At 71.4% G+C, this 12,178-nt stretch carries 9 protein-coding genes; all 9 read left to right on the top strand.

The annotated features are described in order from the left end of the window. Window positions 1–52: 52 nt before the first annotated feature. Window positions 53–1,180 (top strand): FAD-binding oxidoreductase, encoded by a 1,128-nt coding sequence (locus tag ASC98_RS15725; protein WP_056809129.1) that lies wholly within the window; start codon window positions 53–55, stop codon window positions 1,178–1,180. 22 nt (window positions 1,181–1,202) lie between these two features. Continuing rightward, window positions 1,203–2,183 carry a tripartite tricarboxylate transporter substrate binding protein gene (locus ASC98_RS15720; RefSeq protein WP_056809130.1) on the top strand — a complete coding sequence of 327 codons (981 nt, stop codon included), beginning with the start codon at window positions 1,203–1,205 and terminating at the stop codon, window positions 2,181–2,183. Between the two features lie 5 nt (window positions 2,184–2,188). After that, entirely contained in the window at window positions 2,189–3,712 is a 1,524-nt protein-coding gene (locus ASC98_RS15715) for an amidase (protein WP_056809132.1), read from the top strand. Between the two features lie 79 nt (window positions 3,713–3,791). Continuing rightward, window positions 3,792–4,739 (top strand): trypsin-like serine protease, encoded by a 948-nt coding sequence (locus ASC98_RS15710; protein WP_162249289.1) that lies wholly within the window; start codon window positions 3,792–3,794, stop codon window positions 4,737–4,739. Between the two features lie 323 nt (window positions 4,740–5,062). Beyond that, a complete protein-coding gene (locus ASC98_RS15705; RefSeq protein ID WP_056809137.1) occupies window positions 5,063–5,737 on the top strand; it encodes a response regulator transcription factor in 675 nt (224 codons plus the stop codon). Further along, on the top strand, window positions 5,734–7,143 hold the full coding sequence (locus ASC98_RS15700) for a sensor histidine kinase (protein ID WP_056809139.1): 1,410 nt from the start codon (window positions 5,734–5,736) through the stop codon (window positions 7,141–7,143). Before ASC98_RS15705 ends, ASC98_RS15700 begins: the two co-directional genes overlap by 4 nt. Before the next feature lie 65 nt (window positions 7,144–7,208). After that, window positions 7,209–7,637, top strand: a complete 429-nt coding sequence (locus ASC98_RS15695; RefSeq protein ID WP_056809141.1) for a tripartite tricarboxylate transporter TctB family protein — start codon at window positions 7,209–7,211, stop codon at window positions 7,635–7,637. A gap of 12 nt (window positions 7,638–7,649) precedes the next feature. Continuing rightward, a complete protein-coding gene (locus ASC98_RS15690; RefSeq protein ID WP_056809143.1) occupies window positions 7,650–9,143 on the top strand; it encodes a tripartite tricarboxylate transporter permease in 1,494 nt (497 codons plus the stop codon). A 190-nt stretch (window positions 9,144–9,333) separates the two neighbouring features. Then, the gene (locus tag ASC98_RS15685) at window positions 9,334–12,162 is read left to right on the top strand and encodes an RICIN domain-containing protein (RefSeq protein WP_056809145.1); all 2,829 of its coding nucleotides are present in this window, start codon (window positions 9,334–9,336) and stop codon (window positions 12,160–12,162) included. Window positions 12,163–12,178 lie beyond the last annotated feature (16 nt).

Below are 12,178 nucleotides of genomic sequence, written 5' to 3'. Positions count from 1 at the left end.
CGTTTCGGTCGAAGGGGTTGCGGGCACGATTCTCGCATGTGAGAATTCTCGTATGAGAGAATTTGATGTCGCCATCGTCGGCGCCGGCATCGCCGGTGCGTCGCTTGCCTGGCAGCTGGCCGGCGAGCGCAGCGTGCTGCTGCTGGAGCGCGAAAGCCAGCCCGGCTACCACGCCACCGGCCGTTCGGCCGCCATGTTCATGGAGAGCTACGGCCCGCCGGCCGTGCGCGCGCTGACGCGGGCCAGCCGGGCGTTCTACGAGGCGCCGCCGGACGGTTTCGCCTCCGCCCCGTTGCTGGCACCGCGCGGCGTGCTGTACCTCGCCACGCACGGCCAGGAAGCCCTGCTGGACGCCATGCAGCGCACGCTGGCCGCCAGCGGCAGCGTGCTCGAGCGGATCGGCGCCGATGCAGCGCTGGCCCGTGTCGGCTGCCTGCGGCCCGAGGTGGTGCACGGTGCGCTCCACGAGCCCGGCGCGCAGGACATCGACGTGAACACGCTGCACCAGGGCTTCCTGCGCGGCATGCGTGCCCGCGGCGGCGAGCTTCGCACCAATGCGGAGGTCATCGCCGCACAGCGCAGCAACGACCACTGGACGCTGCGCCTGGCCGACGGCGAGGCGGTGCAGGCGCGGACCGTGGTCGATGCCGCGGGTGCCTGGGCCGACGACGTGGCGGCCGTGTTCGGCGCGGCGCCGATCGGCCTGGTGCCGCACCGGCGCAGCGCCTTCACGTTCAACGCGCCCGAAGGATCGGACGTGTCGGGCTGGCCGGCCGTGGTCGGCGTCGACGAAAGCTACTACTTCAAGCCCGACGCCGGCCGGCTGCTCGGCTCGCCGGCGAATGCCGACCCGACCGTGCCGCACGACGTGGTGCCCGAGGAGCTCGACATCGCGCTCGGCATCCACCAGATCGAGGCCGTCACGACGCTCACGATCCGCCGGCCCGCCAGCACCTGGGCCGGCCTGCGCTCGTTCGTGCGCGACGGCGAGCCGGTGATCGGCTGGGACGAGCACTGCCCCGGATTCTTCTGGCTCGCCGGCCAGGGCGGCTACGGCATCCAGAGCGCGGCCGGTGCCGCGGCGCTGGCTGCTTCGCTGCTGCGCGCTGCCGCGCTGCCGCCTGAGCTGGTGCGGCAGGGCGTCGACCCGCGCGCACTGGCGCCGCAACGCTTGCGCTGACCACCCTCCGAAAGGACCGTCCATGTCGAGTACCACCACCCGCCTCGCCCCGTTGTTCGCTGTATGGCTCGCTGCCCTGGGTGGCAGCCCGGCGCTGGCGGCCGGCTTTCCCGAGAAGCCGCTGACGCTGGTCGTGCCCTTCCCGCCGGGTGGCGCGACCGACACCATGGCTCGCATCATCTCGAAGGGCATGGCGCAGCGGCTCGCCCAGACCGTCATCGTCGACAACAAGGCCGGCGCCGGCACCACGATCGGCGCGGGCGCGGTGGCCCAGGCGCCCGCCGACGGCTACACGCTGCTGATCAGCTCCAACACCACCTTCACCGTCAACCCGGCGCTGAAGGCGAAGCTGCCCTACGACGCGCAGAAGAGCTTCGAATCGATCGGGCTGATCGGCACCTCGCCGCTGGTGCTGCTGGCCAATCCGTCGCTGCCGGCCCACGGCGTGAAGGAGCTGGTCGCGCTCGCCAAGGCGCAACCCGGCAAGCTGGCCTACGCATCGTTCGGCAACGGCACCACCGCGCACCTGGCCGGCGAGATGTTCAAGCTGGTGGCGGGCGTCGACATCCTGCACGTGCCGTACAAGGGCAGCTCGCCGGCGATGACGGACCTGATCGGTGGCCAGGTGCAGCTGAGCTTCGACACCAATGTCGCCGCGCTGCCGATGCTGCGGGCCGGCCATGTGAAGGCGCTGGCCGTCACGTCGGCGCGGCGTTCGCCCTCGTTGCCCCAGGTGCCGACCATCGCCGAGGCCGGCTACCCCGGCTTCGAGATGCTGCCGTGGATCACCATCGTCGCGCCGCGCGGGCTGCCGCCTGCGGTGCAGAAGACGCTGGGCAAGGCGCTCGCCGACACGCTGGCGGACGCCGCCATCCGGGCCGATCTCGAGAAGGCCGGCGTCGACGTGTCGTACGAGCCGGGCTCGTTCTACGATGCGCGCGTGGCGAAGGAGCTGCCGCTGCTGCGGGCCTACGTCCACAAGGCCAACATTCCGCTGGAGTGAGCACCATGAGCCACGACCCCACGCTGCCCGAGCGTTCCGCCGTCGAGCTGCGCCGCCTGATCGGCAGCCGGCAGCTCTCGCCGGTCGAGCTGATGGACGCCTGCATCGCGCGCATCGAAGCGTTCAACCCGGCCGTCAACGCGATCGCCGCCACCGACTTCGAGCGCGCCCGCGCGAGCGCCCGCCAGGCCGAGGCCGACGTGATGCGCGGTGCGCCGCTGGGCCTGCTGCACGGCCTGCCGCTCGGCGTGAAGGACCTGCTGGACACCGCAGGGCTGCTCACCACCCACGGCAACGTCGGCCGGCGTGCCCATGTGCCGACGCACGACAACGCGCTCGTCGCACGGCTGCGCGCGGCCGGAGCGATCGTCACCGCCAAGACCAACGTGCCCGACATGGGCGCCGGCGCCAACACCCGCAATGCGGTGTGGGGCGCGACCGGCAACCCCTTCGACCCGGCGTTGAATGCCGGCGGCTCGTCGGGCGGCTCGGCGGCCGCGCTGGCGGTCGACATGCTGCCGATCGCGACCGGCTCCGACACCGGCGGTTCGCTGCGCATCCCGGCAGCCCTGTGCGGCGTCGTCGGCTTGCGGCCGTCGCCCGGCCTGGTGGCCAACGATGCGCGGCCGCTCGGCTGGTCGGTGCTCTCGGTGCTCGGGCCGATGGGCCGCGACGTCGGCGACACCGCGCTGCAGCTGGCCGCCACGGTCGGCTTCGACGCACGCGACCCGCTGTCCCATGCGGAGCACGGCACGTCGTTCTGGCCGCTCGCCGGGGTGGACCTGGCGCGGCTTCGTGTCGGCACGACCGAAGACTTCGGCCTGTGCATCGTCGACCCGGAGATCCGGCGCGTGTTTCGAGCCCGCGTCGAAGCGATCCGGCCGTGGGTGGCCTGCTGCGAGCCGGTCGACCTCGCGCTGGGCGACGCCGACCGGGCGTTCGACACGCTGCGCGCCGAGAGCTTCGTCGCCGCCTTCGCCGACACCTACCGCAGCGCCCCCGAGACGCTCGGACCCAATGTGCGCGCCAATGTCGAGATGGCGGCGTCGATCACGCTCGCCGACCGCGCCTGGGCGCACCTGGAGCAGACGCGGATCGCACGGCGCTTTGCGCACGCCTTCGAGCGCTACGACCTGATCATCGCGCCGACCACGCCGGTCACGCCGTTCCCATGGACCGAGCTGTATGCCCGGCGCATCGACGGCCAGGCGATGCGCAACTACTACCACTGGCTCGGGCTGACCTATGTGGTCACGCTGGCGACGAACCCGGTGCTGTCGCTTCCTTGCGGGCGTGACGAACACGGCATGCCCTTCGGCCTGCAGGTGATCGGGGGGCTGCGCGGGGATGCCTCGCTGCTCGCGGCCGCGCAGGCGCTCGAGCACTGCTTCGAGGCAAGCCCTGCGCTGCGCCGGCCGCGGCCCGACCTGGACGCGCTGCGCGCACCACGGCCCGAGCTGAAGAGCATCGTGACGCATCCGCCCGAGGCCTCCGGCGCGACGGCAGGCGGTGCGCCGACCGCGGTCTGACCAGGCTCCCCACGCTGTTGGCCTCCGGCAACCGCTTCACCGCGCTGCCGGCCGGAACATGATGGGCTACCCTTGCCCGATGGAACTCCTCCGACGCCGGTTGCTCGCGGCCGTTCCCTGGCTGGCGATGGCGGCTCCGGTCCATGCACTGATGGCCGGCGCCGCGCCCGACTCGCCGGAAGCACGCATCGATGCGAACACGCCCTCGTCGCCGTGGACCGCGGCGGTCGCGGTGCTGACGCCCGGCGGTGTCTTCTCGGGCGTGGTCGTCGCGCCGCGCTTCGTGCTGACGGCGTCGCACGTGACGGGCGGCGCGGCACCCGGCACGGTCAGCGTGCAGCTGAACCACGAGGCCACGCCGCTGCAGATCGGTGCCGCCGCCGTCACCCCCTTCCCCGGCGCCTCGTTCCCGTACGACGACCTGTCGCTGATCACGCTGGCCAGCCCGGTGCCCGAGGGCGTCGAGATCCTGCCGATCTACCGCGAGGCGCCGTCGACGCGCCCCGTGCTGACGCTGGTCGGCTACGGCGCCAGCGGCCAGGGTGACGTCGGCATCGGCGTGCGAGCCTCGGCCGGCATCAAGCGCGTCGGCCGGAACGTGCTGGATGAAGTGCAGAAGCGGGTCGACGGCTCGGGCCGCCAGAGCCTGTTCTTCCTGTACGACTTCGACGGGCCGTCGGGCACCGGGCCGTTGGGCGGACCGGGCCTCGGCAATGCCGTCGAGACGGGCGTCGCCGGCGGCGATTCGGGCGCTGCGGCGTATGCCGAGATCGGTGGGCGGCGCTGGCTGCTCGGCATCAGCACGGTGACCTTGTCGGCGTCCCCCGGCCAGGCCGTCGACTTCCGCTTCGGCACGATCGGCGGCGGCATGCTGCTCAGCGATCCGCGCTTCCTGGCATGGCTCGAAACGCAGACCGGCGGCACGCTCGCGCCGGTGCCGCAGCCCGAGCTGCTGCCGGTGTGGACGCTGGGTGCCGCGGCGGCCGTCGGCCTGGCGGCCGTGCTGGCCGGCAGGCGCCGGCGCTGAGGCAGTCCCGGCGGCAGCGCCGCGGCCCTGATCAAGGGGGCCCGCCACCGCAGCCACCCCCTCGCCAAGTTGGCGCGATCGCGCAAGCCCGGCTTCTGCAACAACGCCGACCCCGCTCCAGAGGCGCAAACCACGCCGCCGGCCGCGTGCCGTCGATCTCGTCGACTCAACAACAGTCGCGCGCCCTCTGCAGGACGCAGCGCGGGAAGAGATACTGTCCGCCTCGGCGACCCGAGGATCCCAATCCGCAGGAGACACGACATGGTCGGCAAGACACCGATCCACACGAGCCGCCCACGCCACGACGACGGCGCCCCGCCCCCATGCTGATCCTGCTGGTCGAGGACGACCAGCCGCTCGCCGCGTCGATCGCCGGCGCGCTCGGCGCGCAGGGCTGGCGGGTCGACATCAGTCCGCTCGGCGAGCCGGTGCCGGCCTCGCTGCTGCGCGACGACTACGACGCGCTGGTCCTCGACATCGGCCTGCCCGGCATCGACGGGCTGGAGACGCTGCGCCGCGTGCGCGCGCAAGGCTCGCGCCTGCCGGTGCTGATGCTGACCGCGCGCGACACCGTCGAGCAGCGGGTGCACGGGCTCGAGGTCGGTGCCGACGACTACCTGGTCAAGCCGTTCGCGCCGGTCGAGCTGGTGGCGCGGCTGCGCGCCCTCACCCGCCGCCACGAGAACCGCATGGCCGAGGTGCTGTCGGTCGGCACGCTGCGCTTCGACCCGAAGGCGCTGCGCGCCTGCGTCGGCGACCAGCCGGTGAAGCTGTCGCGCCGCGAGTGCGACATCCTGCAGTACCTGATGCTGAAGGCCGGCCGCGTGGTGCAGCGCGAGCAGCTGGTGGCGCTGGTGCCGGGCTGGAGCGGCGCCACGTCGGACAACGCGCTCGACCTGCTGGTGTCGCGGCTGCGCACGAAGATCGAACCCGCCGGCGTCCGCTTGCGCACCGTGCGCGGGCTCGGCTACCTGCTCGACGCCGGAGACGACGCATGACCGAGGCGCCGCTGCCGGCCAGCAGCCTGCGCCGCACGCTGCTGCGCTGGCTGATCCTGCCGCTGGTCGCGCTGGTGCCCCTGTCGGCCGCAGTGGTCTACGCGCTCGCGGTGCGCCCGGCGCTCGACGGGCTGGACCGCGCGCTGACCGACACCGCGGTCGCGCTGAACGGCATCCTCGAAGTGCACGACGGCCAGGCCACGCTGCCGCTCAGTGCGCAGACCCTGCGCGCGCTGCGCGCCGACCTGATCGACGAGGTGGCCTTCGTCGTCGGCGATGCCCAGGGCCGGCCGCTGGGTGGCGACGGCGCGCTGCTCGCGCTGGCGCCGCCGCTGGCGGCCGAACAGTGGCGCTTCTTCAATGCCACGCTGCGCGGCCGGCACATGCGGGCTGCCGCCTTCGGCGCGCGCTGCGGCGGACCGGCGCAGGTCTGCACGATCCTGGTCGCCGAATCGCTCGGCAAGCGCGAGGATGCCGAACGCGCCGTGGCCTGGGCCGCGCTGGCCGCGGCGGTGCTGCTCGCGCTGTCGCTCGGCCTGCTGTCGGTGGTGGCGGTGCGGCGCGGGCTGCGTCCGCTGCAACGGGCATCGGTCGAGATCGGCTCGCGCTCGCTGCAGCGGCTCGACCCGATCGAGCCCGGTTCCGTCCCGCGCGAAGTGGCGCCTTTCGTCGCGGCGTTGAACGACCTGTTCGCGCGGCTGCGGCTGGCGGCCTCGGCACAGCGTGCTTTCGTCGAAGACGCTGCGCACCAGTTGCGCACGCCGCTGTCGACCTTGCGCGTCGAGTCGGCCCAGGCGCTGGCGCAGCCCTGCCCGCCCGAGCTGCAGCCGACGCTGCTGCGGCTGCACGCGGCCGCCGAACGCGGTGCGCACCTGGTGCAGCAGCTGCTGACGCTGGCGCGCGCCGACGGCGCGGCACTCGGCGCCGGCACGCCGCTCGCGCGGGTCGACCTCGCGGCACTGGCCGCCGCGTCCGCCGACGACTGGCTGCGCCCCGCGCTCGCCGCCGGGCAGGACCTGGGCTTCGACCTCGAACCCGCTTGGGTCGACGGCGATGCGCTGCTGCTGCGCGAGCTGCTCGGCAACCTGATCCACAACGCGGTCGAGCATGCCGGCGCGGGGTCGCGCATCACCGTGCGCACGCGCGCGGAAGCCGCGCAGTCGCTGCTGCAGGTCATCGACGACGGCCGCGGCCTGCCGGCCGACGAGCTGCCGCAGGTGTGGGACCGGTTCCGCCGCGGCGCCGCGGCCGGCGGCCTGGGCACCGGCCTCGGCCTCGCGATCGTGCGCGACATCGCCCGCCTGCATGGCGGCGATGCCGTGCTGCAGCCCGGCATCGACGGCCGTGGCGTGGCCGCCACCGTGACGCTGCCCTGCAGCCCCGAACCTGTCGCCAACCTGTCGTAGGTAAAAACCGATGGCGTCTGCGGAGGGCGCACTGCCTAGAGTGGGCCTCCTCTCACGGAGCCACCATGATCGACAGAAACCTTGCCCGAGGACTCTTCCTGGCCGCCATCGCGCTGGCCTTCGGACTCGGCGCGCTGCGCTACCCGATCGGTGACTTCAGCCGCGCCGGTGCCGGGCTGTTCCCGCTGATGATGAGCGGCCTGCTGCTGCTGATCGCCGTCGCCACCGTCGTGCGGTCGCGGCTCGCCGGGAACGGGCCGCCGTTCGCGTTCAACCCGGTCAACATCGCGCTGCTGCTGTCCAGCCTGTGCGCGTTCGCGCTGGTGTCGCGGGTGCTGAACATGACGGCCGGCATCGTCGCGCTGGTGTTCATCTCGGGCTTCGCCGGCACGGCGAAATACTCGATCGTCCGCAACCTGAAGGTGTCGGTCGGCTTGTTCCTGGTGGCGCTCGCCTTCCAGAAACTGCTCGGCCTCAGCCTGAACCTGTACTGAGAGCCGACGACGATGGACCTCCTCCACAACCTCGCCTTCGGTTTCAGCCACGCGCTGACGATGCAGAACCTGCTGTTCTGCGCCATCGGCTGCACGGTCGGCACGCTGGTCGGCCTGCTGCCGGGCCTCGGCCCGCTGGCCACCATCAGCCTGCTGCTGCCGCTGACGTATTCGATCCCCACCAACGGCGCGCTGATCATGCTGGCCGGCATCTACTACGGTGCGCAGTACGGCGACAGCGTCAGCGCGATCACGATGAAGATCCCGCATGCCAGCAGCATCGTGGCCTGCATCGACGGCTACCAGATGACGCTGAAGGGCAAGACCGGCCTGGCGCTGTTCACCGCCGGCGTGTCGAGCTTCATCGGCGGCACGGTGGCCATCGTGGTGCTGACCTTCCTCGCGCCCAGCCTCGGCGAGGTGGCCTTCCTGTTCGGCCCGGCCGACTACTGCGCGCTGATGCTGGTCGGCTTCGTCTGCGTCAGCTTCGTGACCACCGGCAGCCTGCTCAACGGCATGGCGATGTGCCTGATCGGCGTGCTGCTCGGCCAGATCGGCACCGACGTCAACAGCGGCGTGGCGCGCTACACCTGGGACCTGCCGATGCTGGCCGACGGCGTCGGCCTGGTCAGCGTCGCGCTCGGCTGCTTCGGCATCGCCGAGATCACGAAGAACCTCGATTCGCGCGAGGAGCGCTCGCCGTTCAACGGCACCATCCACCTGATGCCGACCTGGGCCGAGTTCAAGCGGATCATCCCGAGCGCGCTGCGCGGCAGCGTGATCGGGTCGTTCCTCGGCATCCTGCCGGGCGGCGGGCCGGTGATCGCGCAGTTCGCTGCCTATGCGGTCGACAAGAAGGTCAGCAAGTACCGCCACGAGATCGGCTCCGGCGCGATCGAGGGCGTGGCCGGCCAGGCCGCGGCCGACGAAGCCGCGGCCCGCACCAGCTTCATCCCGCTGATGAGCATCGGCATTCCGGAGAACGCGGTGATGGCGCTGATGATGGCGGCCTTCGTGATCAAGGGCATCCAGCCCGGACCGAACATGATCGCCGGCCACCCGGACCTGTTCTGGGGGCTGGTCGCCAGCATGTGGGTCGGCAACTGTTTCCTGCTGATCCTGAACGTGCCGCTGGTGCGCTACTGGCTGTCGGTGTTCAAGATCCCGTACAGCGTGCTGTTCCCGTCGATCCTGTTCTTCTGCTGCATCGGCACCTACAGCGTCAACAACAACCTCGACGACATCTTCATCACGGCCGCGTTCGGACTCGGCGGCTACCTGTTCTCGCGCCTCGACATGGATGCGGCACCGCTGATGCTGGGCTTCATCCTCGGGCCGATGCTGGAGGAGAACTTCCGCCGCGCGATGCTGCTGAGCCGCGGCAGCTTCAGCGCGTTCGTCACGCGGCCGATCAGCGCAACGCTGATCGGGCTGATCGCGGTGTTCATCGCGTGGCAGCTGGCGGCCTTCCTGCTGAAGGCACGCGCGCAGCCGCAGCCGGCCTAGCGAGATTACTAATTCTTCTTGCGAAACCAACCAGGGCGCCCGGCATTAATTTACCGATTGTTACCTGATTATTAGTACCGCAACTCGCCCGGTTCGGATGCAATCCGCGCAGGGCGAGGTCTCGTTGTGGGGTTTGTCGTGGCGATGAGCGCTCTGCCCGCGTTCCGACGAACCACCCCAGGAGACAGACATGACCCTCGATCGACGTGACTTCCTGCGCGGCAGCGTCGCCGTCGCCGGCGAAGCGGCCGTGGCCGCCGTGGCGCTGAGCCCGCTGCCCGGCCAGGCCGCCGTGGCCCCCTACCCACAGAACCGCAGCCCGCTTGCGCCGGCTGCCTTCCTGCGGCTGCCGCCCGGTGCGGTGCAGGCGCGCGACTGGCTGCAACTGCAGCTCGAGCGCCAGCTCAACGGGCTGTGCGGGCGCTTCCCGGAGGTGTCGCACTTCCTCGGCTACGACAGCACCGGCTGGATCCACCCCGAGCGCGGCGGCTGGGAAGAGGTGCCGTACTGGCTGCGCGGCTTCGTCGACCTCGCCTACGTGACCGGCAACGCGGCGGCGCTGGCCACCGCGCGCCGCTGGATGGACGGCGTGCTCGCGACGCAGGCGTCCGACGGCTTCTTCGGCCCGACCGCGCTGCGCAGCGCGCTGAACGGCCACGCCGACGTCTGGCCGCACCTGCCGATGCTGCACGCGCTGCGCTCGCATGCCGAGTACACCGGCGATGCGCGCGTCGCGCCGTTCCTGACGCGCTTCTTCCGCTTCCTGACCACGCAGCCGAACGGCGTCTTCAGCGACGGCTGGGGCACCTGGCGCTGGGGCGATGCGATCGATTCGATCTACTGGCTCTACAACCGCAGCGGCGAGGCCTTCCTGCTCGACCTGGTGCGGCGCATCCACGCCAACTCGGCCGACTGGGTCGGCGGGCTGCCGGACCGCCACAACGTCAACATCGCGCAGGGCTTCCGCGAGCCGGCGCAGTTCGGCGTGCTGTCGGGCGATGCGGCGCACCGCAACGCGACCTATGCGCGCTACGACGGCGTGCAGGCCGCGTGGGGCCAGTTCCCCGGCGGCGGTTTCGCGGGCGACGAGAACGCCCGGCCGGGCTTCGGCGACCCGCGCCAGGGCTTCGAGACCTGCGGCATCGTCGAGTACATGATGAGCCACGAGATCCTCGCGCGCATCACCGGCGACGCCGCCTGGTGCGACCGCACCGAAGAACTCGCGTTCAATTCGCTGCCGGCTGCGCTCGACCCGCTGGGCCGTTCGGTGCACTACGTGACCAGCGCGAACAGCGTCGACCTCGACAACGTGCCGAAGCGCAGCGGCCAGTTCCAGAACGGCTTCGCGATGCAGTCGTACCGCGCTGGCATCGACCAGTACCGCTGCTGCCCGCACAACTACGGCATGGGCTGGCCGTACTACGTCGAGGAGATGTGGCTCGCGACGCCCGATGGCGGCCTGTGCGCCGCGCTGTACGGGCCCTGCACCGTCAGCGCATCGGTGGCCGGCGGCACGCGGGTGACGATCACCGAGACCACCTACTACCCGTTCACCGACAGCGTGACGCTGCGGCTGCAACTGCCCGCGGCCGTGACCTTCCCATTGGTGCTGCGCGTGCCGGGCTGGTGCGCGGCGCCGGAACTGCGGGTCAACGGCGCGCCGGTCGCGGCCGGCGCCGGGCCGCGCTTCGTCACGGTGAACCGGCTGTGGGCGAACGGCGACGTGGTGACGCTGCGCTTTCCGGCGCAGCCGGTGGTGAAGCGCTGGCCGGCGCAGCACAACGCGGTGTCGGTGCACCAGGGAGCCCTCGCCTTCTCGCTGCAGATCGGCGAGAACTGGGTGCAGACCGGCGGCAACGCGCAATGGCCGGAATGGGATGTGCACCCCGGCTCGACCTGGAACTACGGGCTGGTGCCGAACACCGCCATCACGGTGACGACCGGCGGCAACCTGGCCGATCCGTTCATGACCGGCAACGCGCCGCTGCGGCTGCTGGCGTCGGCGCAGAAGATCGGTGGCTGGCAGGCGGATGCGGAACACGTGGTGACGCCACTGCAGGACGGGCCGGTCGCGTCGAGTGCCGCGGTCGAGCAGGTCACGCTGATCCCGATGGGCGCGGCGCGGCTGCGCATCACCTCGTTCCCGCAGACCGGCGGCACGCGGCCGTGGCTGCCGCCGGGCGCATCGCTGCGCATCCAGAACCGGAACTCCGGCAAGGTGCTGGGCGTGGACGGCATGTCGCTCGCCAACTCGGCCAACGTGGTGCAGTTCGACGACAGCGGCACGCAGGACCACCTGTGGCGGCTGGTCGATGCCGGCAGCGGCCGGGTCAAGATCCAGAACCTGAACTCCGGCCGGCTGCTCGCGGTGGAGGCGGCGTCGACGGCCGATTCGGCGCGCGTGCAGCAGTACGAAGACAACGGCACGGCCGATCACCTGTGGCAGCTGATCGACCTGGGGGATGGCTGGCTGCGCATCCGCAACGTCAACAGCGGCAAGGTGCTGGGCGTGGCTGGCATGTCGCTGAACAACTCGGCGCAGGTGGTGCAGTTCGCCGACAACGGCTCAGCCGATCACGACTGGCGGCTCGTCCCGAACGGCGAGCTGCGCATCCAGAACGTGAACAGCGGCAAGGTGCTGGCGGTGGAGAACATGCAGACCACCGATTCGGTGCGCGTGCAGCAGTTTGCCGACAACGGCACGCCGGACCATGCGTGGACCTTCCTGCCGAATGCCGATGGCAGCTTCCGCATCCGCAACGTCAACAGCGGCAAGGTGCTCGCGGTGGCCGGCATGTCGCTCGCCGACTCGGCCCAGGTGGTGCAGTTCACCGACAACGGCACCGCTGACCATGACTGGCGCATTCGCGTGAACGCCGCGAACCCCGGCACGCTGCGGCTGCAGAACGTGAACAGCGGCAAGGTGCTGGCGGTGCATGCGATGTCGGCGGCGGATTCGGCGAACGTCGAGCAGTTCGCCGACAGCGGCACGGTCGATCACGACTGGCGATTGCTGTAGGTTCCCTGTCGGGCGT

It is taken from the genome of Rhizobacter sp. Root1238 (genome assembly GCF_001425825.1).
Taxonomy (GTDB): Bacteria; Pseudomonadota; Gammaproteobacteria; order Burkholderiales; family Burkholderiaceae_C; genus Rhizobacter.
This window is presented reverse-complemented; position numbering and strand designations above follow the sequence as displayed.

What these genes read in the sequence shown, in the direction of transcription:
- ASC98_RS15710 (WP_162249289.1), top strand. Translation starts at nt 3,792, where the DNA reads ATGGAACTCCTCCGACGCCGGTTGCTCGCGGCCGTTCCCTGGCTGGCG.
- ASC98_RS15685 (WP_056809145.1), top strand. Translation starts at nt 9,334, where the DNA reads ATGACCCTCGATCGACGTGACTTCCTGCGCGGCAGCGTCGCCGTCGCC.
- ASC98_RS15705 (WP_056809137.1), top strand. Translation starts at nt 5,063, where the DNA reads ATGCTGATCCTGCTGGTCGAGGACGACCAGCCGCTCGCCGCGTCGATC.
- ASC98_RS15690 (WP_056809143.1), top strand. Translation starts at nt 7,650, where the DNA reads ATGGACCTCCTCCACAACCTCGCCTTCGGTTTCAGCCACGCGCTGACG.
- ASC98_RS15720 (WP_056809130.1), top strand. Translation starts at nt 1,203, where the DNA reads ATGTCGAGTACCACCACCCGCCTCGCCCCGTTGTTCGCTGTATGGCTC.
- ASC98_RS15725 (WP_056809129.1), top strand. Translation starts at nt 53, where the DNA reads ATGAGAGAATTTGATGTCGCCATCGTCGGCGCCGGCATCGCCGGTGCG.
- ASC98_RS15700 (WP_056809139.1), top strand. Translation starts at nt 5,734, where the DNA reads ATGACCGAGGCGCCGCTGCCGGCCAGCAGCCTGCGCCGCACGCTGCTG.
- ASC98_RS15695 (WP_056809141.1), top strand. Translation starts at nt 7,209, where the DNA reads ATGATCGACAGAAACCTTGCCCGAGGACTCTTCCTGGCCGCCATCGCG.
- ASC98_RS15715 (WP_056809132.1), top strand. Translation starts at nt 2,189, where the DNA reads ATGAGCCACGACCCCACGCTGCCCGAGCGTTCCGCCGTCGAGCTGCGC.